This is a genomic window from Providencia sp. PROV061 (assembly GCF_011045655.1).
GTDB classification, from domain to species: Bacteria; Pseudomonadota; Gammaproteobacteria; order Enterobacterales; family Enterobacteriaceae; genus Providencia; species Providencia hangzhouensis.
In genome coordinates, this window is the sequence record NZ_CP042861.1 from 3,917,213 (window position 1) to 3,943,571 (window position 26,359).

Here is a 26,359-nt window from a genome sequence, read left to right on the forward strand (position 1 = left end):
CTTGTTATGATTATCTTCGATTAATAATAAATTATTTCATAAATATCAATATATTAAATTAATTTTTATTGATATTTTTCATGGTAAGAGAAAATTAAAATGAAACTTAAAACCTTTATTTTTTCACTCGTTATGTCTAGCGCTTTTATATTACCCTCTCAAGCAGATTCATTTACGGTTAAGGAAGAACAAGCTAACCAAATACCAACAGAGATGGATTTATATAATGATTGCATAAAATCAAGCAAATATACCTATTTACCAAACCCAGGGGAACCTCAGTCTTCTGTTAACAAAAAGCGGGCGAAAATTAAAGCTGCTACGGAGAAAAAATGTAAATGTACTGCCCCGCGTGAATATAAACTTCTAAAAGATGTGATAGGCAATGACCTTGAAGCCTTTTCAGCAAGAATGCAATCTGATGAAAAAGCAGCTAGAGCAACGGTCAAAAAATTGACGGAACAGAAACGCCAAATTGAAAAACTGTGTTCTAAATAAAGTGTGTCACTCGCACAACCTATTTTCAGTTGTGCTAATGACCTTCTCTCAAGCCATCAATTGCCGTTCAAAACCTTGAATCAATGACTCCAAGCCAAATAAAAAAGCACCAAAGCCATTATCATGATCCATAATTTGTATCGCCTCTTTAAGTAATGGCGGCATCCCTTCATCCAATGTGGTATCTCGCTCATTTTGAGCGGCTAAATGCTCTTGCTGCTCAAGTACTGAACCCAATGTAAAGTGCCCCACTGCACTCACTGCATAAAGGCCACTTTTTAATGAAAAACCGCTATCAATCATAAATTGTAATTGCTTTTCTACGGTGGCGTATTGTTCTGTACTAGGGCGTGTTCCTAAATGTACCTTTGCTCCATCACGATAACTGAGCAAGGCTCGGCGAAAACTTAATGCGTTATGGCGCAAAAACTCCTGCCACGATTCCCCCTCAACGGGTAATGAATGGTCATGGTGTCGTTTTAGCATTTCAACAGATAATGCATCCAATAATGTCCGCTTGTTCTTCACATGCCAATATAGTGTCGGCTGCTCTACCCCTAGCTTTTGTGCTAGTTTTCGTGTTGTTAGTCCTTCCATTCCCACTTCATTCAACAAATCTAATGCCGCCGTAATAATGGTTTCTTTATCCAATCGTGCCATCGCTTTCCCCTTAATTTCTATTGACACTCTATCACTGATAGGGATATATTCCAACTCTATCACCGATAGAGAAATGGATAATGAATAAATTTGCGATCACGGCATTAATGATCACAGCCCTTGATGCGATGGGGATCGGTTTGATCATGCCTGTTTTGCCTGCTTTACTGCGTGAATATGTTTCCATAGAACATTTGGCTAATCATTACGGCATGCTGCTCGCACTCTATGCCATCATGCAGGTATTTTTTGCTCCAATATTGGGTAAATGGTCCGATAAATTCGGCCGCCGGCCCATTTTGCTTCTTTCCCTTGCCGGAGCAGCGCTGGACTACACTTTGTTGGCTTTATCGAGCTCACTTTGGATGCTGTATTTAGGCCGTTTAATTTCAGGGATCACTGGTGCAACAGGCGCAGTAGCCGCTTCTGTTATTGCAGACAATACACTGCCACAAGAACGTACCAAGTGGTTTGGTCGTTTAGGTGCAGCTTTTGGTATTGGCTTAATCGCAGGGCCTGCGATTGGGGGTTTTGCAGGACAACTCTCTCCTCATCTTCCTTTTGTTATTGCGGCTATTTTGAATGCGTGCTCTTTTGTCGTGATCTGGTTTATTTTTAAAGATCAACACAAAGTCGCTGAACAGGGTGAGCAGAATGGGGAGCTACCATCACCTGTTCCCTTCATGCAAGTGGTAAAACCCGTGATTCTGCTACTTTTCGTCTTTTTTATAGCGCAGTTAATTGGCCAAATCCCTGCAACAACTTGGGTGTTATTTACCGAAAACCGCTTCCAATGGAATAGCATGCAAGTTGGGTTATCCTTAGCAGGCTTAGGCGTTATGCATGCCTTGTTTCAAGCCTTTGTCGCAGGCGCAATAGCCAAAAGATTCAATGAAAAAGTGACAATCATTGTCGGCTTTATCGTGGATGGGGCCGCATTCATTATTTTGTCATTACTGACAGAAGGCTGGATGATTTACCCAACATTGGTCTTACTCGCTGGTGGCAGTATTGCATTGCCAGCGCTACAAGGGTTGATGTCAGCTCAAGTTAATCAAGCTAACCAAGGTAAATTACAAGGGATTTTAGTCAGTTTAACCAATGCCACTGGGGTTATTGGTCCATTATTATTTAGTTTTATTTTTGGTCAAACACTCGCAACATGGGATGGCTGGGTATGGCTGATTGGTGCGATGATGTATGTTTTATTGATCGCATTTATTTTATCTTTTCATAGAAGTAGCAGCCAGATAGTTAAAATAACGAAACTGCCGGAGAGCTAAGTTTTAGCATGTCAATATCAAGTGCTATGATGGCCTTATCAGATTTGCTTTTGGAACATGACGTTAAGAGATATTTCGATGACAATACAACCTAAAAAGCCGAGAACGAAACCTGCAAAAGAAAGGCTAGATAACCTGATAAACGCATCATCTGAACTTAAATCATGGTATGAAAATAGCGTCAAATACTATGTCGAAAAGCAAAATATTTATATAGTTAATAAGGTAACTATCTGATTTTTCGTTACTGTAACCCTATGATGTATTGATATTTAACCCCCCTTAAGGGGGATTAAATCATGACTAACACTAAACAGGATTTGGTTTTGGCAACCAAGTAGATATAAAGTAGGAAAGCCCACAAACCGCAACAAATAGCCCAACATAACCTAAGTTAAAGTGACCTAAATAACCGACGACTAAAGGCGTTATCCCCCCGATAGAGGCAGAGGCGCCATTGTACCCTACGCCTAGTATTGTTGCTTGCCCATTAGATTTATCCATCAGTACGGCCGATAAATTACACAATATCATCGCTGAATATACGGACATAACGACTTGAGCGAAAAAGACGAGAAGTAAATTATCTAGCTGCAATGAAAAATAGAGTGGTACTGAAAGCAATACCATCCCAATGACTCCCATATTAAAAACAGATTTAACTGAGCTATATTTATCGGTTAACCAACCACATATCAGCATAAAAATTAACAATAGACCGGACGAAAATATTTCATAAAAACTCTTTATCTCGTCTATCATTAATTTTTCAATAATTAATGAAGTTGATAAATTTTGAGAGTAGAAAGTGACAGTACCAGGAATGGTAAATAAGAAAACCCAAAATACATGGAGCCAACTGAATATTGGTTTTTCATCTAATTCACTTTTATAATCCGGTAATTTTGCTCTAAACCAAAAACTAATTAAAATATTAATTAAACCAATTAATAGTGGGAGCCTCCAGCCAATTGACTGCATCGCTTCTTCAGAAAATGTGTTCTTTAACATGAAAACGACAGCTAATGATGCGATTACTCCACATAAAGAACTACCAACAATAATTGATGAAACTCTAGATTGAATATTCCCATCTAAATCCTTAAATAAATAAGTGATTAAAGAAGGAAATTCCCCAGCAAAACTAAAAGAAAGTGCTAATTGTAAAATTAATATTACTAATGGCGTATAGTTCCCTAATAATTCAATGGGTAACAGTGCCATCATTAATGTTGCCGTACCGGTTATCATACTTGTTAATACTAGAGCTGATTTTTCCCCTACCGTATCAGCATATCGGCCTATAACATACCCACCTAGTGGGCGGATTAAAAAACGTAATGCAAAAATCCCCCATACCATTTCCGTTGCTTGTGTATAACCTAAATTAGTTAATTCCGTACTTAAATAAGTGGATATAGCCGCAAACACAGCAATATCATAATACTTTAAAGCATTACCTGCGACGGCGCCAAACATGAATCTCCATTTCATTATTTATCCCTTTTCTATTAATCAATTTCCTTGTAGAAAAATATTCTCATATTTAAGGGTAACTCACCAAAGATTCCAAACACGCAAGAGTAATGCCATTTTCTTTTAAAGCCTGAAATAAACCACTAGGTGAAGTATAAGAGCAACCTAGTTTTTCTTTAATGCGTAGAATACGTTTATTTTCTGTCGCTTCCGAACAACCTTGAATATAACTAATTTCCTTTACTCGGCAATGTGATAATAATAAACGAATAGTTATCATTTCTTTACGGGTAAAACGAATGTTACCAAAACGCATATAATGATGAAAATCTAAAATATCTCGGTTATTATCTTCAATTTGTTGAGATAAGCTTATGTCCGCCCTAAGTGGTAAAATAATATTTTCATTATCTTTCCAGACATGCTGGGAGTAATCAGAAATAACAGCTCTTAATTTATAGAGCTCTAATAACTCATTAGATGAGAATTTCTTTATTGAATTTATTGATGTAATTTCATATACACCGCCATATTGAGTACAAAAATCCACTTTCATTTCTTTCTTATCTGTTTTAGATAATGTTTTTTGAAATTCGGCAGAGTAATTATTCCAATATTGAATACCAGGGATTAATCGCTCCTTTACTTTCTTATCTAAATCATCATCCCAAACCATAAGAACCCAATTATAATTACTAGAAATAGTCCTTACAGAATGATTAATCAAATCTACTCTACTATAAGTAACATCTATATCATTCCAATCGAAATACTTTAAAAACTTATCACCAAAACCAGAACAAGAAAGTTCTAGGTGTTTATTTTCTATATTCATATGTCACCCTTACATTTAAATAGTTAATAACCTTTGTTTTTTACTCAATAACAATGAAACAAATAGAGTTAACGAACTCAACGAAACAAAAACACCAACCAAGGAAACATCAATGATGACTAAATAGTTGATAATTAAAGGCGTTAACCCGCCTATAATCGTCGATGCAAGATTGTATCCCATACTTAAAGTCGTAACTTGTCCATTGGCTGGTTTTGCCATGGCATAATTCCAATTACATAAAACCATTGCTGAAATAATAATAATTGACGATTGGGAGATAAGTACTAATGATAAAACCTTAGTCGACATTAGGTAATAAATAGGAATTGATAGTATGGCAGCAAGCTTTACCCCTAAGTTAAAAACCCGTTCAGCGTAACTGTATTTATCTGTTAACCAGCCAACTATTGCCATTAAAATCAATAATAAAGTTGATGATATCATTGAATATATACTTTTAAATTCTTCTAGCTCTAACTCCTTAAGCAAAAAAGAAGATGAAAAATTTAAGGTATAAAAAATAACCGAACCAGGAATAACAACCAGTAAAATATTAAATGCCTTAAGCCAATCTATTTTTTGGCACCCATCATACTCAATGGGTTGGTCTGGTAAGCGATAGCGAAACCAAAAACAAATCAGTATATTACCTAGACCTAATAGTAGTGGTATCCTCCACCCCACCCTTTGCATGGTTTCAGGGTCTAATATATTTTCGAGAATTAACACGATTCCTAACGAGCCAATAACACCAACAACCGCACTTCCGGTTAACAACGCCGAAATTCTACCTCGTTCTTGGGGCTTAGAGTCTTTATATAAATAGGTAGACAGTGATGGGCTTTCACCCGCAAAACTAAAAGATAGCAACATTTGAAGAAATAATATGGCTAAAGGCGTATATACCCCTAAGAGTTCAATTGGCAAAAATGCCATACATAATGTTGCACTACCGGTGAGAATACTTACCAAAATCATTGCTGGTTTTTTACCAACTTTATCTGCATAACGGCCAATCACATACCCACCTAGTGGTCGTATAAGAAAGCGTAAAGCAAAAATCCCCCACACAAGTTCCGTTGCTTGCTGATAACCTAGCCGAGTTAATTCTGCACTTAAATATGATGAAATCGCTGCAAAAATTGCAACATCATAAAATTCTAAGGTATGCCCTGCTACAGCGCCAAAACGTAATTTCCATTTCATAAAATGATCCCATATCCCTATATGAAACAAATAGTTAAATTAATTAATAGGCATTAATTTTTCTAAGCTTGCTAATGTAATCCCGTGATCTTTCATTACCGAAAAACATTCCTTTTGAGATACCATTTCACAGTTTAATTTTTTCTTGATATTGTTAACCCTTATATATTCGTCCTCCTCCGAACAGCCTTGAATACGGCTAATTTCATTTATATTTCGGTGGGAAAGCAACAAACGGATGGTTAATACTTCTTTATTTGAAAATGACAACTGCCCAAAACGTATATAATTAGAGATTTCATTACCCCTGCAAATAATAGGTGCGGTTTCGTCTAATTCAATTTTTTGGCGTAACGGTAATGCAACCGTTTTATTTTCAGACCATTTTTCATATGCATATTCAGAAACTATTGAACGCCATCGATACAATGAAAGTAAATGATCATATGGGACTTTATGATTCGCATTGAGTGAAAATATCTCAAATAAATTATTGTATCTATTGCAAAAATCAATTTTTTTATTTCCTTTATCTAATTTAGTTAAAATTTTCTGGTATGCTTCCGAATAATTACTCCAATATTGAACACCCGCAAATAACCGTTCTTTTAATGATAAATCCATATCATGATGCCAATAAATTAATTGCCATTCATAGTCGCTTGACAATGCATATATCTTTTTTTCGTCAATATCAATAATATTATAATTAACATCAATATCATTCCAATTAAAATAATTACATAGGTCTAATTTCACACTAGCACTTATTTTTTCCATCCTATTGCTTTCTATATCCATAAAAATCACCTTTTAGTTATTTAAATAAAAATAAAGATAATAAAAACGTTGAATCTATATCTTTAACACATAAAAATAAATATTCAAAGGCCAAAATTTAAAGGTATTCAAAATTAAGAATTATTTTTTTATCTTTATATCTCAATTGAATTACAGTTCATTAAAATAATTTAAATTATATTTATATATTAACTATTGGAGATCATATGAAACAAGATTGGCACTCGGCTGATATTATTGCAGCAATAAAGAAAAAAGGTTCTTCTCTTTCACAAATATCACGTTCAGCAGGGTTAAACTCATCAACATTAAATAATGCCCTGTCAAGACGCTGGCCAAAAGGAGAACGTATTATTGCCGAGTTTTTGGGTGTTGCACCATCTGAAATTTGGCCATCGCGTTATAACGAAAAATAACATAAGAATTGTTTTCTCTATGTCCCCAAAAATATCAAAAAAAGCGGGTAACTTTCTCTGTCACCCGCTTATTATTCATTTTTAATTAAAAAATGCTTAATTTGAAAGCTAACTTGATACTTTTAAACCAATTAGCCCTGTAATAATCAAGGCAAGGCTTAATAAGCGAAACATATTCGCTGATTCCCCAAGAAAAATAATCCCAACAATTGCCGTACCCACTGCACCAATACCGGTCCAAATTGCATAAGCCGTGCCGACAGGTAAGTCACGCATTGCGTAAGCTAACAGACCCATACTCGCAATAATCGCAATAATGGTAATGATACTCGGTGTTAAACGTGTAAAACCGTGGGTATATTTTAAGCCAACAGCCCATACAACTTCTAATAAACCCGCAAATAAAAGGACGATCCAAGCCATAGCTGGTTGCTCCCGTTAAATACTCGGGGTCGTCCCCATATTTAAATGACGTTAATTCAGGTCGTCCTGAATACGTATGAAGTGAAAATCCATTATAAACATTCATGTAACAAGACTCAAGCAACGAAAAATAACAAATAAGCGCAAATCAGCAATAATATTTAACCTTTTTATACTGTTTTTTATGATTAAGCATCATAACCATCGCACTCAAAATTATACACAGGTAAAGTAGGTGTCTTATCTGGCAAGTTCATCGAGAAAACAGCATGAGTCTCAGAGACATCTTACTCGCCCTTTGTGTGGTGATTATTTGGGGAGTTAACTTCGTTATCATTAAGCTCGGGGTAACTGCACTTCCACCGTTATTATTAGGTGCCTTACGCTTCATGTTTGTGGCCTTTCCCGCTATTTTTATTTTTAAACGCCCTAAAATTCCATTCAAATTATTACTTCTCTATGGGCTAACGATTAGCTTTGGTCAATTCGCCTTCTTATTTTGTGCTATTCGAGTTGGTATGCCCGCGGGTATAACCTCTGTCATATTGCAATCCCAAGCTTTCTTTACCCTATTACTTGGCGCAATGATTTTAAAGGAATCATTACAGCCAACCCACTTTATTGGTATGTTTATCGCGATTGCAGGGCTGACGGTGTTAGCCAATGGTGCCACTGCCGGTGGGCTTGATGATATCCCATTACTCGGATTAGCATTCACTTTAATTGCTGGATTATCATGGGCTTGTGGTAATATCACTAATAGAATTATTATGAAACAGGAAGACGCAGAGAAATGCAGCCCCTATCTTTAGTCAGTTGGAGTGCTCTGATCCCAATTATTCCGTTTTTAATTAGTTCATGGATTTTAGAAGGTGAAGAAGCAATTATTGAAGGGCTATCTGGTTTTAATTGGTCGGTCTTTGGTGTCATTATCTATTTAGCTTATTTATCAACATTTGTTGGCTATGGGATCTGGGGTGTCTTACTTGGTCGCTATGAAGCGTGGCGTGTTGCTCCTTTTTCATTGTTAGTTCCCGTCTTCGGTTTAAGCAGTAGTGCATTATTTCTTGATGAGCACATTAATGGCGTACAAGTTGCTGGCCTTGTTTTAATCATGTTTGGCCTAATTACTACACTTTTTGGCAAAAAAATAATTCAAAAATTAAGACATACCTAGTTAACCAATTAATAATCGGAGGTTTTTTAACTTCCGATTATTTGCCCTACCTTTACCCATCCCCTCATCGGTAAAAACACATCAACAGTCATTAATTTCAAAATAAATAATAAATCAAGATAAAAAACCAATTCAATAGACAACCACTAGTCCAAAACCAAATAAAATCCAATAAATAATCCTAAATTAGTGATACTGGCTACAATTATGAAATTTATCTCAAATTTCAATTAGGTGTATCGGTTTAGCTACTTTTTCTTTGACTTAAGTATGGTTATACCTTTTTCAGTTTTACTTAAACAAATAACAAAAAGTAATCAACTGAACAGATGGGGATGGCTATGGGTAAACAATTAATATGGATTGTGCTCGCATTACTTGGTGCTTTTTCACTGGGTTACATCGCCTTAAATCGAGGTGAACAGATTAATGCCCTGTGGATCGTTGTTGCAGCCGTGTGTATTTATCTGATTGCATACCGATATTATGGGCTTTTTATTGCTAAAAAAGTACTCCAAGTTGATGCAACTCGTATGACACCAGCAATTCGTCATAACGATGGCTTAGACTACGTACCAACAGATAAAAAAGTATTATTTGGCCACCACTTTGCCGCTATCGCAGGTGCTGGCCCACTTGTCGGCCCTGTACTTGCGGCACAGATGGGGTATTTACCAGGCATGCTTTGGCTACTTGCTGGGGTTGTGCTAGCAGGGGCCGTACAAGACTTTATGGTGTTGTTTGTTTCAACACGTCGAGACGGCCGTTCACTGGGTGAATTAGTTAAAGAAGAAATGGGTAATACGGCTGGGGTTCTGGCTTTAATTGCTTGTTTTATGATTATGGTGATTATCTTAGCCGTACTCGCTATGATTGTCGTAAAAGCCCTCACTCATAGCCCATGGGGAACTTACACCGTTGCCTTTACTATTCCATTGGCGATTTTTATGGGTATTTATACCCGTTATATACGCCCAGGACGCATTGGTGAAGTTTCTATTATAGGGTTAGTTTTCCTCGTATTTGCAATTATCTCTGGGGGTTGGGTCGCTGAAAGCGAAACTTGGGCACCTTATTTTGACTATACTGGTGTTCAACTCACTTGGATGTTAGTGGGATATGGCTTTGTTGCCGCTGTACTTCCTGTTTGGCTGCTACTTGCCCCACGAGACTACCTATCAACCTTCTTAAAAATCGGTACTATTATTGGTTTGGCAATTGGTATTTTAATCCTCAATCCAAATCTACAAATGCCATCGCTGACCAAATATATTGATGGTACAGGCCCGGTTTGGGCAGGTGACTTGTTTCCATTCTTATTTATTACCATTGCTTGCGGTGCCGTTTCTGGCTTCCACGCACTGATATCATCGGGTACCACACCCAAAATGTTGGCGAATGAAAACCAAGCTTGCTTTATCGGCTATGGTGGCATGTTGATGGAATCTTTTGTAGCTATCATGGCGTTAGTCGCCGCTTGTGTGATTGACCCGGGTGTTTATTTCGCCATGAATAGCCCCATGGCAATGTTAGCCCCCGCAGGTACACAAGATGTAGTCGCTTCTGCTGCCCAAGTTGTCAGTAGTTGGGGCTTCCATATCACCCCTGAACAGCTTAACAGCATTGCTAATGATGTGGGTGAAACCAGTATTATTTCACGTGCCGGAGGTGCTCCAACACTGGCTGTTGGGATGGCGTATATTCTCCACGGTGCCCTTGGCGGTCTAATGAATGTCGCCTTCTGGTATCACTTTGCCATCCTATTTGAAGCGTTGTTCATTTTAACCGCGGTGGATGCAGGAACTCGAGCGGCACGCTTTATGCTGCAAGATTTACTGGGTGTGGTTTCTCCATCCTTGAAACGTACCGATTCGTTACCCGCAAACTTGATAGCAACCGCGCTATGTGTGCTTGCTTGGGGTTATTTTCTTCACCAAGGTGTTGTCGACCCACTTGGCGGTATTAACACCTTATGGCCATTGTTTGGTATCGCGAACCAAATGTTAGCGGGTATGGCATTAATGCTGTGTGCTGTGGTACTGTTTAAAATGAAGCGCCAAAGATATGCATGGGTCGCTTTAGTCCCAACTACATGGTTGTTAATCTGTACGATGACTGCAGGCTGGGAGAAAACTTTCAGTGAAGATGCCCGTGTTGGTTTCTTAGCTGTCGCAAATAAATTCCAAGCAATGATTGATAGCGGTAATATTCCAGTTCAATATACGGAATCTCAATTAACTCAGTTAATTTTCAATAACCGCTTAGATGCAGGATTAACTATTTTCTTTATGATTGTTGTGGTATTGCTAGCTCTATTCTCCATTCGCACTGCGTTGAAGGCATTAAAATCCGACCAACCAACAGCGAATGAAGTACCATACGAAGCCATGCCAGCCAACTATGAAGAAATCGTGGCAAATACACGCCATCATTGATTTTCGCGGAAAAGCTTGTCACTGTTTAGGACATATACTCTTTCTCCAAAATAATTCACGTTGGAGCAAGGCGGCAAAGAAGATAATCCCTAGGAGCATACTCCAGTATGTGACTAGGGTTAGCGAATGAAGCCAACGCAGCAATAGCGTGAAGTATGAAGGAGAAACTAGGAGCATACATAACAGTATGTGACTTGGGTAGCCGAGAGCAGCCAACACCGCTACAACACAAAGTATGACGAGGATTTATGTTTGGAGAACTGGGAAAAGCAGCCCGCTACCTAGGCCAAGCGGCAAAAATGATGGTCGGCGTCCCCGATTACGACAACTACGTCGCTCATATGCAAAAAACGCACCCTGACCAAACTCCCATGACCTATGAAGAGTTTTTTAAAGAGCGCCAAGATGCACGTTACGGTGGTAAAGGTGGGTTTAAGTGCTGTTAGGCCTTAAAAAATAGACAAAAAAAGCCGTGGCATTCCGACCACGGCTTTTTATTTTTAACGATTCAGTATAGGATCAACCGTTATTTTACGCGTGAAACATACTCGCCAGAACGAGTATCAACACGGATCACTTCACCGATCTGAACAAACAGAGGAACCTTAACCACTGCGCCAGTGCTCAGTGTTGCAGGTTTACCACCTGTACCTGCGGTATCACCTTTCAGGCCAGGGTCAGTATCAGTAATTTCTAACTCAACAAAGTTAGGTGGAGTGACCGCGATAGGACGGCCGTCCCACAGTGTTAAAATACATTCTGCTTGGTCAACTAACCATTTCGCGTTATCGCCAACGGTTTTTTCGTCCGCTGCTAACTGTTCGAAAGTTTCGTTGTTCATGAAATGCCAGAACTCACCGTCGTTGTACAGGTAAGTTAAGTTCATATCCATGACATCTGCACCTTCAACAGAGTCAGTAGACTTAAATGTTTTTTCCAACAGTTTGTTAGAAATCAGTTTACGGATACGCACACGTGCGAACGCTTGACCTTTACCCGGTTTGACGAATTCACTTTCTAAAACGACACAAGGCTCGCCATCTAACATGATTTTAAGACCTGAGCGGAATTCATTGGTACTATAAGTAGCCATGGTGATCCTCTAATTTATAAACTAAAAATGGCATAGCCAAAAAATGGTCGATATTGTAACTCAAAATACCTCATCCAGAGAAGTCTGGATACAACAACTTGCAGAAGCAATCACTAATCCAGATGAATTGCTGCAAATACTTAACCTAGAAAATCACCTTTTATCAAAAGAAGGCAGTGAGGCACGTAAACTATTTCCTTTACGCGTTCCAATGCCCTTTATTTCCCGTATGAAGAAAGGCGATCCACTAGATCCTCTGTTATTGCAGGTACTAACCGCAAAAGCAGAGTTTGATATACATCCAGGTTTTTCTACTGACCCACTAGAAGAGCAGGATAATGAAATTCCAAGTTTACTGCATAAATACCACAACCGCGCATTACTGCTGGTAAAAGGTGGCTGTGCAGTCAACTGTCGCTACTGTTTTCGCCGGCATTTTCCTTATGAAGACAACAAAGGAAATAAAAATAACTGGTTGATGGCTGTGGATTATATAAAAAACCACACCGAACTCAATGAAATCATCTTCTCAGGTGGTGATCCATTGATGGCAAAAGACCATGAACTCGATTGGCTTATCAGCCAATTAGAGGCGATCCCACATATAAAACGCCTTAGAATTCATACTCGTTTGCCTGTAGTGATACCAGAACGTATCACTGAAACTCTCTGTAAACGCCTTGCTAGCTCAAGGTTACAAGTAATTATGGTGACACACGTTAACCACGCTAACGAAATCGACGAGTCATTCACCAATGCTATGCAAAAACTAAAGTTATCAGGTGTGACATTATTAAACCAAAGCGTATTACTGCGCCAAGTTAATGACAACGTGACAGCTCTGATGAATTTAAGTAATGCTCTGTTTGATGCGGGTATTTTACCTTATTACTTACATGTATTAGATAAAGTCCAAGGTGCCGCTCACTTTTTAGTGAGTGATACTGAAGCTAGACAATTAATACAGCAATTATTGAGTAAAGTCTCAGGGTACCTTGTACCTAAGCTCGCTCGGGAAATTGGGGGAGAGCCAAGTAAAACACTGCTTGACCTTAATTTAAGGCAGAACTAGAAAGCAAAACGCCCAAATCATCATTTGGGCGCTATGAATTCATTTTAGGGGCACTTATAAACTTGGCCAACCATTTTGCTATCTAATGGAATGAAGCTAGATAACACAGTTTCACTTGGACTTGATGCACCAAAAATCACGTTACCGCCCATTGCCGCGGCTTTATTACGTAAATCATTTGCTGCGCTGCGCATTGAGCTAGATTCATTATTCACACCACTCAACCAGTTGCTTTGAGTCCCTGCAACCTGACCGAGAAGTTGGCAATCACTTCCTGGTTGATTCTCAACAAAACGAACTTGTGAGCCTGCCGCAGTCAAATTAGTTGTTGTTGAACAACCTGCTAAAAGCAATAATGCAGCAGCACCAAGCAAGACTTTAATTCGCATGTTTTCCCTCATTTTTTCATTGTGTTTTTGCAGCTGGTTTGAAAATCGCTTTAGTTTCAATAATCTATTAATTGAAATATCTAGGAGGTGATTAACATACAGCGCCATAATTGCCGCACATCACCAGCCGAATAGAGTTTACCACAAATTAACCAAGAACCTGCTCTATTCTTTACTAATTCAAACCATTTACCTTACGTTAAATATAACCTGTGAAGCAACATTGACGCAAAAATAAATCGTATAACGCATTAATTGTACATCGTTTCGAGGTATTACATTCATCAATAATTAATGGTTATATATTTATTAAAAACCAATAAAAAACCGGCACCGCTAGGAACACTAACGATACCGGTTTTGTGGTGGGTAGCCCTAACTGAGTTAGTGACTACTTAAGCTTGATGTCGCCAGCTGGCTTACATCATACCGCCCATTCCACCCATGCCGCCCATACCAGCAGCACCTAAGTCAGGTGCGTCTGATTTTGGCAGTTCAGTGATCATCGCTTCAGTGGTAATCATCAGACCTGCGATAGACGCTGCGAATTGCAGAGCAGAACGCGTTACTTTAGTTGGGTCTAAGATACCCATGTCAATCATGTCGCCGTAAGTATCAGTCGCCGCGTTGTAACCTTCGTTACCTTTTGCTGCTTTCACGTTGTTAACAACAACAGAGGCTTCTTCACCTGCGTTAGTAACGATTTGACGCATTGGCGCTTCCATCGCACGCAGAGCAACACGAATACCTACGTTTTGTTCTTCGTTTTCACCAGTCAGTGCTTCCAGTTTCGCTGCAACGCGAACCAGTGCAGTACCACCACCAGCAACAACACCTTCTTCAACCGCTGCGCGAGTTGCATGCAGAGCATCGTCAACACGAGCACGTTTCTCTTTCATTTCAACTTCAGTTGCTGCGCCCACTTTAATAACAGCAACACCGCCTGCTAATTTAGCAACGCGCTCTTGCAGTTTTTCACGGTCGTAGTCAGAAGAAGATTCTTCGATTTGTTGACGAATTTGTGCAACACGGCCCGCAATCGCAGATTCTTCACCCACACCATCAATGATAGTGGTAGTGTCTTTGTTAATAACAATACGTTTTGCTTGACCTAAATCTTCTAATGTCGCTTTTTCTAACTCCATACCGATCTCTTCAGAGATAACAGTACCGTTAGTCAGAATTGCGATATCTTGCAGCATGGCTTTACGACGGTCACCGAAGCCCGGTGCTTTAACCGCTGCAACTTTAACAATACCACGCATGGTGTTAACAACCAGAGTTGCCAGTGCTTCACCTTCAACATCTTCAGCGATGATTAACAGTGGTTTGCTTGCTTTAGCAACGCCTTCTAATACTGGCAGTAATTCACGGATGTTAGAGACTTTTTTGTCAACTAACAGGATGAATGGGTTTTCTAATTCAACTGCACCTGTTTCTGGTTTGTTGATGAAATAAGGAGACAAGTAACCGCGGTCAAATTGCATACCTTCAACCACATCCAACTCATCTTCCAGACCAGTACCTTCTTCAACTGTGATAACGCCTTCTTTACCGACTTTATCCATAGCTTCTGCAATTAATTTACCCACGGTTTCGTCGGAGTTTGCAGAAATAGTACCAACCTGTGCGATTGATTTAGTGTCTGAACAAGGAACAGACAAGGCTTTCAGTTCTTCAACTGCAGCAACAACTGCTTTGTCGATACCGCGTTTCAGGTCCATTGGGTTCATACCCGCAGCAACCGCTTTTAAGCCTTCAGTAATGATAGCTTGAGCCAGTACAGTTGCAGTTGTTGTACCGTCACCTGCAGCGTCGTTAGCTTTAGAAGCAACTTCTTTCACCATTTGAGCGCCCATGTTTTCGAATTTGTCTTCTAATTCGATTTCACGTGCAACTGAAACACCATCTTTGGTGATAACTGGTGAACCGAAAGATTTATCTAAAACTACATTACGGCCTTTAGGACCTAAAGTCACTTTTACTGCGTCTGCCAGAACATTCACACCACGAAGCATTTTCGTACGTGCATCACTACCAAATTTAACGTCTTTAGCTGCCATTATCTCTTTCCTTCAAATTCTTTTCGTTCGTTGAGAAGTTTTAAGTGAAAATTACGCTTCAACAATTGCCAGAATGTCACTTTCGGACATAATCAGAACTTCTTCATTGTCGATTTTTTCAGCTTTCACGCCATAACCATCGTTAAAAATTACGATATCGCCAACTTTCACATCCAGTGCTTTGATTTCACCATTTTCGAGGATGCGGCCGTTGCCAACAGCAAGAACTTCACCACGAGTTGATTTGCTTGCAGCAGTACCCGTCAGAACGATCCCGCCGGCAGATTTTGATTCAACTTCTTTACGCTTAACGATAACACGGTCATGCAATGGACGAATTTTCATTAATAGTTCTCCTATAAATAAAGTCCATACTAGGTAAAAGGACGATACCAGCATGTCTTAAATAAACTAGTACCATGTTTGAGCAGATTGGGGCGAAGAAGAGGGACTTCAAGGGGGGAGATAAAAAATTTTTCATTTTTATCTCCCCATAAAGAGGGTGGTTTTATGGTTTAGGGCGATCGTCTTTATCTGATGAATCTGTTTTATCTGAATTATCGATTGTAAAAGAAGGATCATCTTGCTTACGTTGGAATTCCCCCTCAAAAGTATCGCCACGTTGAAAGCCGCTATTTCCTGTTTGGTTAAAACCTGAACCCGGCTGGTAGAAACGAATATGAGGAATTAAGCGCATTACAATAAGCTTTTGAATTGGCGGAAGTAACAATAGTAAGCCAATAAAATCTGTAAAGAACCCCGGCACAATCAATAAGAAGCCCGCTAAAACCAATGCAACGCTCTTGATCATTTCAGCTGCTGGGCTTTCACCCGATGCTAACTTTTGTTGGATTTGTAGTACATTTTTCATACCTTGATTTTTAACGAGTGACACACCTAAACAGGATGTCAAAACGACCAAAATTAGCGTCATTAAAACACCAACTTCGGATGCAACCCGCACAAAAATCACGGATTCAATGTAAACGAGAATACATATCAGAATGAGTGGTAACCAGCGCACAAGTTCTCCTTTATTTCAATAAGCTATCGATTATTTTACGCCCCTAGGGAAACCTTTGTGAACTGCATCTAAGAGACAACTATCAATATTCGCTTTTTTCTTTAGTATAGCCATAATAATTGGGGCAGAGATAACGCTTTTCAACTCACAGATTTTTTTCATTAATGATACTTATCTGTGATGAATGTCACACAACGTGAAATCTGTTGCATAAATCAAACTATATAGTGATCTAGGTTCAAGGCAATAGATGATTAAAAGCATATCATCTACCCATAAATCAGTAGATCATAATGCTGACAACGTAGTAGACGGTGTTAATTGCTTGTAAAGTTTTACTTTGCAATATTAATCACCTGTGAATTTTGTTTTACGAAGTATAGATTTTTAAAGCGCATAAACGGACAGTAACTGTAATCTAATTAAGAAGGTTCTCATGTCAAACAATACTCGTATCGAAGAAGACCTGTTAGGTAAAAAAGAAGTTCCAGCTGATGCCTATTATGGTGTTCATACTCTGCGTGCGATTGAAAACTTTTATATCAGCGACCGCACTATTAACGATGTCCCAGAATTTATCCGCGGCATGGTTATGGTAAAAAAAGCGGCAGCTTTAGCCAACAAAGAACTGAAAACTATTCCTCGTAATATCGCAGAGACTATTATCAAAGCCTGTGACGTTGTGTTGAATGAAGGCAAATGCATGGATCAGTTCCCTGTTGACGTATTCCAAGGTGGTGCGGGCACATCACTGAACATGAATACCAATGAAGTACTGGCGAATATCGGTTTAGAGCTGATGGGTCACAAAAAAGGGGAATATGAATTCCTCAACCCAAATGATCACCTGAACAAAAGTCAATCCACTAACGATGCTTACCCTACTGGGTTCCGTATCGCAGTGTATAACTCAGTACTGAAGTTAATTGAATCTGTTGAATACCTGAGAAAAGGCTTTGAAGCTAAAGCTGAAGAATACAAAGACATTCTGAAAATGGGCCGTACCCAGTTGCAGGATGCTGTTCCAATGACCGTCGGCCAAGAATTCCATGCTTTCGCTACTCTCTTAAAAGAAGAAGAGAAAAACTTAAAACGCAGCATCGAATTACTGCTCGAAGTTAACTTAGGCGCTACTGCTATCGGTACAGGCTTGAATACTGCACCTGGTTACTCAGAGCTTGCCGTTAAAAAATTAGCTGAAGTGACTGGTTTACCATGCGTTCCTGCAGAAGACTTAATCGAAGCAACCTCTGACTGCGGCGCTTACATCACAGTTCACGCGGGCTTAAAACGTCTGGCAATGAAACTGTCTAAAATTTGTAACGACTTACGTCTGTTATCTTCCGGTCCTCGTGCAGGTCTGAAAGAAATCAATTTACCTGAGTTACAAGCTGGTTCTTCTATCATGCCAGCAAAAGTTAACCCTGTAATTCCTGAAGTTGTTAACCAAGCTTGTTTCAAAGTTATTGGTAACGATATCTGCGTAACAATGGCTGCTGAAGCGGGTCAATTGCAATTAAACGTAATGGAACCAGCGATTGGCCAAGCGATGTTCGAATCCATCTCTTTAATGAGCAACGCATGTCGTAATCTGCAAGAAAAATGCATTAGCGGCATTACAGTAAACAAAGAAATCTGTGAAGCGTTTGTATTTAACTCCATCGGTATCGTCACTTACTTGAACCCATTCATTGGCCACCATAATGGTGACATCGTGGGTAAAATTTGTGCTGAAACTGGTAAGAGCGTCCGCGAAGTTGTTTTAGAACGCGGTTTGCTGACCGAAGCTGAACTGGATGATATTTTCTCTATTGAGAACTTAAAACACCCAGCTTATAAAGCAAAACGCTTTGATGACTAAAAAATTTATGTTTATCATAAATAACACTTAAAAATAAAGGCACGCCTCTCAATAGAAAGCGTGCCTTTTTTGATTGATACACACACAAATAATTAACATAACAGTTTCATAATTTTAATTTTCATTTTGTCGAGGAGTAAACACTATGTTAGCCGTAGAATTTATTATTGTTCTGCTGGCGTAAGCGCTTAATGAACCAGTAAAGCTTTACTCAACCTCACTGATTTCTACGTTCCATGGCATGAGATCCGACACATTATCTTTCGGACTTCGTTTTGGTAACTCGGTAAACAGGTGTTGGAAGTAATAATAAGGGTTCATGTCATTAGCGCGGCAAGTCATCACGAGGCTATACAAGTTTGCACTCGCCTTTGCTCCGCCTACCGAAGTTGAGAACATCCAATTTTTGCGACCTGTCGTGAACGGCCTTATATCTCGTTCGGTCACATTGTTGTCGATACTTATATCGCCGTCTTCAAGGTAGGTAAGCAGCTTAGGCCACTGGTTTTGCGTATAAGTGATGGCTTTGCCAAGTAATCCTTTAGGGAGAACGTTTTGACTGTCAAGCCATTGCTTGAACTCATCTAAAATAGGTTTGGCTTCTTCTTGTCGTAGTTGGTGTCGAGATTTTGCATCAAGCCCTTTGGCTTTCTTTTCAAGACCGTATAGTTTGCTAATAAAGTTCAGTGCTTTTTCTGGCTTGCCCGCTTTTTTTGATGGTGAAGCTTTTTGAGCATCAGTGAACTTTCTGCGTACATGCGCCATGCAAGCAGCTTGAGTCACGTCCTCAAGTTTATCGTATGCACTGTAGCCATCCGATAGCAAGTAACCAGAGTAACCACCTAAAAAGTCTTGTACGCACTCTGCTCTGCGGCTGGCTTGATAGTCGTAGATAACCACTGGGTTATTGACGAACTCACCGCTACGATAGACCCACATATATGACTTAGATTGTGCTTTCTTATCTTCTTCACGTAATACTTGAACAGTGGTTTCGTCCGTGCAGATGAGCTTTTCTTTCAATAACTCACTTTTCATTGCATCAATAATGACTTGCACTTTGCTTCCTAACTGAACGCACCAGTTGGCCAGTGTAGCGCGACTAATATCTATACCAGAGCGATTGAGAATATCCACTTGGCGATAGAGTGGCAGAGCATCAACGTATTTTGCTGTGACTACAGCGGCGAATGCATCTGCACTCCCTAGGCTTTTAGGGATCATACTTGCGGGTTTTGGGGCTGTGATAATCTTTGTTTCAGTCTGTGTTTTTTCACACTGCCGGCAAGCGTACTTGGTTCGCTCGTGACGTATAACACTAACCTTCTGTGGGATGATTTTCAGCTCTTCAGAAGTTTCAACACCACATTGATGTAAAGGCTCGTCGCAGCAGTCGCAATAAGGGGCATTGAGTTCATGTTTATGAACTTCACGCTCGAGCTCTTTTGGAAAAGGCTTACGGCCTGTTTTTTTCTTGTCGTCGTCGGATTTAGCCGTACTCTTTTGTTGCTCCGCTTCGTTAAACGTACCTTTGGGTATTTTTTCACTTTGTGATGAGAAGCGCTTTGACTTACTTAAATTGAGCTGTTCAATCAACAACTCAATTTTGGTTTTGAGCTCGGCAACCTCCTCTTGCTTTGCCTCAAGGAGTTTATCTTTTGCTTCGTTCTGTTGGTGAAGCTCAAGCAGCATAGCTTTTAGCTGGTCGATATCATCAGGGAGGTCGGTCATGTCTGGGCTCTGGTCATCTCAATGACTTAAGTATGACAGCAAAAAAGGATCGTTCAAGCCCAACGTGACGATCAGTATCAGCGGTCACACTTCTAGATTATGAAGTGGACGATGAGCTTTGGCATGTTCGAGCGTTAACCCCGAAAGAAGCCAACCCAGTTGTTGCTTAGTAATATGAATGGCTCCGTCCTCACTGGGTCTTGGCCACTTGAAGGTCCCTTTTTCTAAGCGACGATAGTACAGCCAGAAGCCATTAGTATCCCAAAACAAGATTTTCAATTTATCTCGAGTACGATTGCAGAAAATGAACCAAGACTCACTAAACGGATCCATCTCAAGAGTCTCCGCGACAATCAACGATAGTCCATCAATGGACTTACGCATGTCCGTGACTCCAGAGATGAGGAAAACCTTACCTGTTGGTATCATTGTAGCGCTTCAAACCAAGTCTTAATTTGTTGCGAGCTAAGCGTTGCCGGCAGTTCTGCTCGAATGCCATTATTGAGAATTAACACAACACAACTTGTGCTCACGGTAGGCTCTGTCACCACGATAGGTTGAACCCTGGTTTCAGGCTCGGATTGCGTGAGCTTTTTCGACCAATAGTGAAAAGTCTGATAGCTTATGTTTTGCTCCGAGCAAAACTGCTTAATGCCTAAATTACTTTGTCGTTGCTGCTCTAGAATTGCAGCCCAGTATTCTCGTTTACTTTGTTGTTCCATAGTCCCTCCAATGAAAAAGCTACTATGGCAAATGACGAGTTTGTTTAGTATGTGTGGTTCATTAACCGCTTACCTGCTGGCCATCTTTTTGGGGGCCCGTTTAGGTGGGATAGGTATCGGCTTCGCCGGTGGCCTTGGGGTACTGGTACTCGCTGCTATTGGCGTAAAACCAGGAACCATTCCATTTGACGTTATCTCAATCATCATGGCTGTTATTGCCGCTATCTCTGCAATGCAAATTGCTGGGGGTCTGGACTATTTAGTTGCCCAAACCGAAAAATTACTGCGCCGCAATCCTAAATACATCACCATTCTTGCACCCATTGTTACCTACTTCCTGACACTTTTCGCAGGGACAGGTAATATCTCTTTAGCAACACTGCCTGTTATTGCAGAAGTTGCAAAAGAGCAAGGCGTAAAACCGTGCCGTCCATTATCAACTGCGGTTGTTGCTGCTCAGATAGGTATTACAGCATCACCAATTTCTGCTGCAGTGGTTTACATGGCATCCGTCATGGAAAACCCTGCAATGGTTGGTGCAGGTAACACAGTCAGTTACATCTCTCTCTTAAGTGTTCTATTACCTGCGACATTCCTTGCTATCATTTTGATGTCGTTCATCATCTCTTGGACTTTTAACTCTAAATTATCCGATGACCCTATCTACCAAAAACGTTTAGCTGAAGGTTTAGTTGAACTGCGTGGTAGCCAAGTAAAAGAAATCAAAGCCGGTGCTAAGTCTTCTGTACTGCTGTTCTTACTTGGGGTTGTTGGCGTTGTCTGTTATGCCATCATTAACAGCCCAAGCTTAGGGATTGTCGAAACCCCATTAATGAACACCACAAATGCTATTTTGATTATCATGCTGACTGTAGCGACATTAATCACTATTTTCTGTCGTGTTAATACTGATGCAATCTTGAACTCAAGTACCTTTAAAGCAGGTATGAGCGCATGTATTTGTATTTTAGGTGTTGCTTGGTTAGGTGATACTTTCGTACAGCATAACATTGACTGGATCAAAGAAACTGCCGGTGATTTAATCCATGAGCACTCTTGGATGTTAGCGGTAATTTTCTTCTTCTGCTCTGCTTTACTATACTCACAAGCTGCAACAGCAAAAGCATTGATGCCTATGGCATTAGCGCTGAATGTAAGCCCATTAACGGCTATCGCATCATTCTCTGCGGTTTCTGGTCTATTTATTCTGCCTACTTACCCAACACTGGTTGCAGCAGTACAAATGGATGATACAGGGACAACACGTATTGGCCGATTTGTCTTTAACCATCCATTCTTTATTCCAGGTACCATCGCTGTCGCATTAGCTGTTTCATTCGGCTTCTTATTCGGCGGTATGATCCTATAGTTTATATTAGTATCAATTAATATTATAAAGACCCGTGCAAATCGCACGGGTTTTCTATGCCTACATATAACATATTATTTTTGTTATTCTATACAAAGTCACGGAGGAAATTATAAAAATATAATAATCATTCAGATAAAAAACTAAGCCATTTATTAAAAATATATTTAAAATATATTGAACTCGGTTGTTAATAATTAAATTAAAATCAGAAATAAGTATTTTTCTAACAATATATCTATATTAATACTCTACATATAAGTGTAACAAACAATGACTATAATCATATAATGACAAGCTGCTTCATTCATTTCTTCAAAATCACAAATAGAAATATAAATTCAAAAATAAAGTAAGAATAAATAACCATCAAAACAAATCACTAATAAAGCGGAAGCAGACAAACAATAACACTAAAAAACCCCTCATCACACACAAATTGAGAGTACCAAAGATAGAAATCATCTATCAAAAATTTAAAATCAATCCGCCATAAATATTGGTAATAATTAACTGACCCTTGTTTAATAATATCCGAAAAGTCTGATAACTATCTTTTAATCACTCTGAGTGACACAAATTAAACATCACGAAACTTTAATAGAAAAATAACTTATTTGTTCAATATTTATATATTTGGAGGAGTAATGCTAAATACTCAAAGAAATGAAAATACAAATGTAACCGTTTATATTGGAAGCTTTTTAAAACACCGTAGAAAAGTGGTGGGCTTAACTGGCTCACAATTAGCTTCTCGCTTAAAAATTAGCCAACAACAAGTTTCTCGTTATGAAAGAGGTAAAAATGCGATTACGATCCAAGGTCTTTTAGATATTTTACAAGCTCTCGAATTACGAACACATGATATTGATGATTTTATGAAAAAAGTCTTTCAGTTTTATTATATCGATGCTGCATTAGAAGCTAAGTTGATCAACTAAGACCGATATAAATCCATGAAGTTCGTTTCAGGGGGGTTCTTCCCCCTCCTGTTTGCTTTAAACTCCCCCTCTTAATTTCCTATTTGATTTCGTTCTCCTTCGAAAACGACGACTCATAATAGCACTGCAAACCGCTATAATTCACAATTGAACATTGTTATGATGGATAAAAATCAGACATTATTGTGATGGAGTTAACAATGCCTATCCAACGCGAAATTATTTTAAGCCATGCGTTAAATCAATTGGAAATTCAAGGCTTATCCGCATCTACAGAGAATTTACTCAGTGAAATTGAATCTGATTTCTCTACTATTCGCCAGTTCTGGCCAGACGATGAGGCGCTTATTTATGATTGCTTACGCTATCATAGCCAGCAAATCGAAGTATGGCAGCGACAGACTTTGCTAGATGAGTCCCTAAGCCCACAGCAAAAATTAATGGCTCGCTACCAACAATTATCAGAAAAAGTCAGCCAAGGGCGTTTCCCTGGCTGTTTATTTATTTCTGCATGTAATTATTACCCAGATGCAGAGCACCCTATCCACCAATTAAGTCGCTTGCAAAAAGACAATTCGTTTCACTTCACTAAAAACCTATTAGAAGAGCTAGATATTGAAGACTCTGTATTGGTTGCTAACCAAATGGAACTAGTACTTGAAGGCTGTTTAAACCGTTTATTAGTACAAAGAGACATTCAAGATGTCGAGATTGCACAACACCTTTCTGAGGATATCCTAACAATCGCACTATGCCGTAAAAAAGGAGCGTTAAGTTAAAAAAACAACTAACGCATACTAAACACACACATTTTGCTGAAAAAGAAAACACTCAGTAAAAAAAAGTGGTTTTTTATTAAAAATGCATTGACGCAAACGGCTGAATACGGTTTAATGCGCCCCGTTGCCCGGATAGCTCAGTCGGTAGAGCAGGGGATTGAAAATCCCCGTGTCCTTGGTTCGATTCCGAGTCCGGGCACCACTTCTTTAAAGAACCCGCTCAAAAGGCGGGTTTTTGCTTTTCTAGCTACGGTAGATTTCAGGCCGTTGCAACACGTTATTTATTGACTGGATTTCACGCCATTTTTGCAGATGTTCTTTGCTGTTAAAGACACCTTTACCCCCTCATAAACCTATCTCTTATTTTCTTGTGTAAGTATTCCATAAAAACAAATCATTAACTTTAACAGATATGTCAATTTCAGCTTTTCATTCACACTAGGCTATCAGATTGAATTGTGTTCTATCTACGAAACCTGTCAGCTTAAATCTGAGCTGATACAGTCATGCTACGCTTTAATGTGTCTGGCAGATATACATAAAATAATAGGTGTAGCAATATGCTGCGCTATTTAATGAGTTTTATCTGGAGTATGGAAAGAAACCCGGAGCGGTATATTCAACTATGTCGGGATGTTTTATAACAGTAAGCGTTAGCATGGCTTGCGTGTTCTTATATCACCAACGTAATATAAATATCAATATTATCAATTAGTAACACATGTTTACATAGCTCGTATTAATTCAAAATTAAATTAAGACTAACCTTCAGGTAAGGAAAAAATATAGAGTTTAAAAAGATAACTTGACCATCTTCACATTTTATAAAACATTAATTTGAAGTTATGCTTCATTTGATGCTTTATATTGGAGTTTAATTCTAAATAGAAATCTCACTTATAACCACTACAAGAGTGAACGCGTATGAAAATAATAAAGAAAATATCTTATCTCTTTTTCACCATAATACTGTCTTCACCAATATTCTCATCGACCAGTTTTGCTGAGAAACTCCCCGCCCTTCCTGTGACATTAAAAAATGGAACCGGAGTAATTAACCAAAATATTATTTACATAGGTTTAGGTAGTACAGGAAACTCATGGTATAAACTTGATCTTAATGAAAATAAAAAAAAATGGGAAAAAATAGCTGATTTTCCGGGTACGCCAAGAGACCAAGCTATAGCAATTAAGTTAAATAATAATATTTATATATTCGGCGGAGCGGGAAAAGAAAATATTGAGAGTGAAACAATAAGCTCATTAACAGATGTTTATCGTTATTCACCAAGTGAAGACAAATGGGAAAAAATAGATACTAGTTCACCTTATGGCTTGGTTGGTCATGCAGGGGTTAGTATCAGCACCAATAAAGCTATCATTCTTGGAGGAGTAAACAAGCAAATATTTGATAAATATTTCATTAATTTAAATCATGCTAAAAACAATTCATCTATTAAAAGTAAAGTTATTAATGATTACTTTAATAAACCCATAGAAGGCTATTTTTTTAATCGAGTCATACTAACTTATAATGCAGATAATAATCAATGGGGTTCATTAGGCACTATTCCTTTTAATGGAACTGCGGGTTCTTCATTAGTAAATGATAACAATTCAATAACCTTGATTAACGGTGAATTAAAGCCTGGGTTACGTACTAGTGAAATACAAACGGCTATATTAGAAAATAATCAACTACAGTGGAATACTACTGTACAGAAACTTCCTCCACCATCACCTGAGCAGCAGCAAGATGGCTTGGCTGGTGCATTTGCAGGTTATAGTGCTCATACCTTACTTGTTGCTGGGGGTGCTAACTTCCCTGGGTCTCAGGCTAAGTATTCACAGAAACATTATTTTGCACATCAGGATTTAGACAAAAAATGGCATAAAGAAATTTATGGGTTGATTGATAATCAATGGAAAGTAATTGGTGAACTACCGATCCCTCTTGGTTATGGAATCACTATTGAGCATGGTAATTCACTATATTTAATCGGAGGTGAAACTACAAAAGGTGAGGCAGTTAATTCTGTAATCACTTTAACATTAAAAGATAAAGAGCTAATTATTAACTAAACCAGTTAAATTTATAAATT

Annotated in this window: 25 protein-coding genes, 1 tRNA gene and 1 pseudogene; 13 read left to right on the plus strand and 14 right to left on the minus strand. The window is 38.9% G+C overall.

Going from position 1 to position 26,359, the window contains the following annotated elements:
* The first annotated feature begins 99 nt into the window (after positions 1-99).
* Positions 100-498 (plus strand): hypothetical protein, encoded by a 399-nt coding sequence (locus tag FVA72_RS22140; protein ID WP_110591187.1) that lies wholly within the window; start codon positions 100-102, stop codon positions 496-498.
* A gap of 48 nt (positions 499-546) precedes the next feature.
* Here FVA72_RS22140 and tetR read toward each other — a convergent pair whose 3' ends face one another.
* The gene (gene tetR / locus FVA72_RS18100) at positions 547-1,158 is read right to left on the minus strand and encodes a tetracycline resistance transcriptional repressor TetR (protein WP_110591186.1); all 612 of its coding nucleotides are present in this window, start codon (positions 1,156-1,158) and stop codon (positions 547-549) included.
* Positions 1,159-1,238: 80 nt separating this feature from the next.
* Here tetR and tet point away from each other — a divergent pair, with 80 nt between their 5' ends.
* On the plus strand, positions 1,239-2,441 hold the full coding sequence (gene tet / locus FVA72_RS18105) for a Tet(A)/Tet(B)/Tet(C) family tetracycline efflux MFS transporter (RefSeq protein ID WP_110591185.1): 1,203 nt from the start codon (positions 1,239-1,241) through the stop codon (positions 2,439-2,441).
* Positions 2,442-2,750: 309 nt separating this feature from the next.
* Here the strand turns inward: tet and FVA72_RS18110 are convergent, their stop codons facing one another.
* Genes FVA72_RS18110 through FVA72_RS18125 form a run of 4 tightly spaced genes read right to left on the minus strand, consistent with a single transcriptional unit; the run spans position 2,751 to position 6,762 of the window.
* The gene (locus tag FVA72_RS18110; protein ID WP_110591184.1) at positions 2,751-3,935 is read right to left on the minus strand and encodes an MFS transporter; all 1,185 of its coding nucleotides are present in this window, start codon (positions 3,933-3,935) and stop codon (positions 2,751-2,753) included.
* A 52-nt stretch (positions 3,936-3,987) separates the two neighbouring features.
* Entirely contained in the window at positions 3,988-4,752 is a 765-nt protein-coding gene (locus FVA72_RS18115) for a helix-turn-helix transcriptional regulator (protein WP_110591183.1), read from the minus strand.
* A 15-nt stretch (positions 4,753-4,767) separates the two neighbouring features.
* Positions 4,768-5,961, minus strand: a complete 1,194-nt coding sequence (locus tag FVA72_RS18120) for an MFS transporter (RefSeq protein ID WP_096864378.1) — start codon at positions 5,959-5,961, stop codon at positions 4,768-4,770.
* 39 nt (positions 5,962-6,000) lie between these two features.
* Entirely contained in the window at positions 6,001-6,762 is a 762-nt protein-coding gene (locus tag FVA72_RS18125; protein WP_110591182.1) for a hypothetical protein, read from the minus strand.
* Positions 6,763-6,968: 206 nt separating this feature from the next.
* Here FVA72_RS18125 and FVA72_RS18130 point away from each other — a divergent pair, with 206 nt between their 5' ends.
* The gene (locus FVA72_RS18130) at positions 6,969-7,178 is read left to right on the plus strand and encodes a helix-turn-helix domain-containing protein (protein WP_004908101.1); all 210 of its coding nucleotides are present in this window, start codon (positions 6,969-6,971) and stop codon (positions 7,176-7,178) included.
* Between the two features lie 108 nt (positions 7,179-7,286).
* Here FVA72_RS18130 and sugE read toward each other — a convergent pair whose 3' ends face one another.
* A complete protein-coding gene (gene sugE, locus FVA72_RS18135) occupies positions 7,287-7,601 on the minus strand; it encodes a quaternary ammonium compound efflux SMR transporter SugE (protein WP_004258648.1) in 315 nt (104 codons plus the stop codon).
* Positions 7,602-7,870: 269 nt separating this feature from the next.
* Here sugE and FVA72_RS18140 point away from each other — a divergent pair.
* The 3 genes and pseudogenes from FVA72_RS18140 to FVA72_RS18150 all read left to right on the plus strand — a co-directional run bounded on the left by FVA72_RS18140 (position 7,871) and on the right by FVA72_RS18150 (position 11,659).
* A pseudogene (locus FVA72_RS18140) lies at positions 7,871-8,778 on the plus strand (EamA family transporter).
* Positions 8,779-9,119: 341 nt separating this feature from the next.
* The gene (cstA, locus tag FVA72_RS18145) at positions 9,120-11,213 is read left to right on the plus strand and encodes a pyruvate/proton symporter CstA (protein WP_110591181.1); all 2,094 of its coding nucleotides are present in this window, start codon (positions 9,120-9,122) and stop codon (positions 11,211-11,213) included.
* Between the two features lie 248 nt (positions 11,214-11,461).
* Complete coding sequence (locus tag FVA72_RS18150; RefSeq protein WP_004258665.1) at positions 11,462-11,659, plus strand: YbdD/YjiX family protein; 198 nt, start codon at positions 11,462-11,464, stop codon at positions 11,657-11,659.
* A gap of 80 nt (positions 11,660-11,739) precedes the next feature.
* Here FVA72_RS18150 and efp read toward each other — a convergent pair whose 3' ends face one another.
* The gene (efp, locus tag FVA72_RS18155) at positions 11,740-12,306 is read right to left on the minus strand and encodes an elongation factor P (protein ID WP_004258667.1); all 567 of its coding nucleotides are present in this window, start codon (positions 12,304-12,306) and stop codon (positions 11,740-11,742) included.
* Positions 12,307-12,349: 43 nt separating this feature from the next.
* On the opposite strand from efp, the gene epmB reads away from it, so the two are divergent.
* Positions 12,350-13,378 (plus strand): EF-P beta-lysylation protein EpmB, encoded by a 1,029-nt coding sequence (gene epmB, locus FVA72_RS18160; protein WP_110591180.1) that lies wholly within the window; start codon positions 12,350-12,352, stop codon positions 13,376-13,378.
* 44 nt (positions 13,379-13,422) lie between these two features.
* Here the strand turns inward: epmB and FVA72_RS18165 are convergent, their stop codons facing one another.
* The 4 genes from FVA72_RS18165 to FVA72_RS18180 all read right to left on the minus strand — a co-directional run bounded on the left by FVA72_RS18165 (position 13,423) and on the right by FVA72_RS18180 (position 16,854).
* Positions 13,423-13,767 carry a DUF4156 domain-containing protein gene (locus tag FVA72_RS18165; RefSeq protein WP_004908089.1) on the minus strand — a complete coding sequence of 115 codons (345 nt, stop codon included), beginning with the start codon at positions 13,765-13,767 and terminating at the stop codon, positions 13,423-13,425.
* 419 nt (positions 13,768-14,186) lie between these two features.
* A complete protein-coding gene (groL, locus tag FVA72_RS18170; protein ID WP_004258673.1) occupies positions 14,187-15,830 on the minus strand; it encodes a chaperonin GroEL in 1,644 nt (547 codons plus the stop codon).
* A gap of 51 nt (positions 15,831-15,881) precedes the next feature.
* Positions 15,882-16,175 carry a co-chaperone GroES gene (locus tag FVA72_RS18175; protein ID WP_004908085.1) on the minus strand — a complete coding sequence of 98 codons (294 nt, stop codon included), beginning with the start codon at positions 16,173-16,175 and terminating at the stop codon, positions 15,882-15,884.
* A gap of 163 nt (positions 16,176-16,338) precedes the next feature.
* The gene (locus tag FVA72_RS18180; protein WP_096864374.1) at positions 16,339-16,854 is read right to left on the minus strand and encodes an FxsA family protein; all 516 of its coding nucleotides are present in this window, start codon (positions 16,852-16,854) and stop codon (positions 16,339-16,341) included.
* A 436-nt stretch (positions 16,855-17,290) separates the two neighbouring features.
* On the opposite strand from FVA72_RS18180, the gene aspA reads away from it, so the two are divergent.
* Positions 17,291-18,715, plus strand: a complete 1,425-nt coding sequence (gene aspA / locus FVA72_RS18185) for an aspartate ammonia-lyase (protein ID WP_004258700.1) — start codon at positions 17,291-17,293, stop codon at positions 18,713-18,715.
* Between the two features lie 207 nt (positions 18,716-18,922).
* Here the strand turns inward: aspA and tnpC are convergent, their stop codons facing one another.
* The 3 genes from tnpC to tnpA all read right to left on the minus strand — a co-directional run bounded on the left by tnpC (position 18,923) and on the right by tnpA (position 21,168).
* Positions 18,923-20,446 (minus strand): IS66 family transposase, encoded by a 1,524-nt coding sequence (tnpC, locus tag FVA72_RS18190; protein WP_137018908.1) that lies wholly within the window; start codon positions 20,444-20,446, stop codon positions 18,923-18,925.
* An 84-nt stretch (positions 20,447-20,530) separates the two neighbouring features.
* On the minus strand, positions 20,531-20,875 hold the full coding sequence (gene tnpB / locus FVA72_RS18195) for an IS66 family insertion sequence element accessory protein TnpB (protein WP_034167512.1): 345 nt from the start codon (positions 20,873-20,875) through the stop codon (positions 20,531-20,533).
* Positions 20,872-21,168 carry an IS66 family insertion sequence element accessory protein TnpA gene (tnpA, locus tag FVA72_RS22145; protein WP_008914069.1) on the minus strand — a complete coding sequence of 99 codons (297 nt, stop codon included), beginning with the start codon at positions 21,166-21,168 and terminating at the stop codon, positions 20,872-20,874. The genes tnpB and tnpA overlap by 4 nt, the downstream gene beginning before the upstream one ends.
* Before the next feature lie 49 nt (positions 21,169-21,217).
* Between tnpA and FVA72_RS18205 the strand changes: the two genes are divergently transcribed.
* From FVA72_RS18205 to FVA72_RS18225, 5 genes are all read left to right on the plus strand, one after another.
* Positions 21,218-22,537: an anaerobic C4-dicarboxylate transporter gene (locus FVA72_RS18205; RefSeq protein WP_137019376.1), complete on the plus strand. Its 1,320-nt coding sequence runs from the start codon at positions 21,218-21,220 to the stop codon at positions 22,535-22,537.
* Between the two features lie 647 nt (positions 22,538-23,184).
* Positions 23,185-23,478, plus strand: coding sequence for a helix-turn-helix domain-containing protein (locus FVA72_RS18210; protein WP_004258707.1), 294 nt, complete (start codon positions 23,185-23,187; stop codon positions 23,476-23,478).
* 206 nt (positions 23,479-23,684) lie between these two features.
* Positions 23,685-24,257: a division control transcriptional repressor DicD gene (dicD, locus tag FVA72_RS18215; protein ID WP_409201109.1), complete on the plus strand. Its 573-nt coding sequence runs from the start codon at positions 23,685-23,687 to the stop codon at positions 24,255-24,257.
* Between the two features lie 126 nt (positions 24,258-24,383).
* Positions 24,384-24,459, plus strand: a tRNA-Phe gene (locus FVA72_RS18220).
* A 722-nt stretch (positions 24,460-25,181) separates the two neighbouring features.
* A complete protein-coding gene (locus FVA72_RS18225) occupies positions 25,182-26,339 on the plus strand; it encodes an N-acetylneuraminate epimerase (RefSeq protein ID WP_110591179.1) in 1,158 nt (385 codons plus the stop codon).
* Positions 26,340-26,359 lie beyond the last annotated feature (20 nt).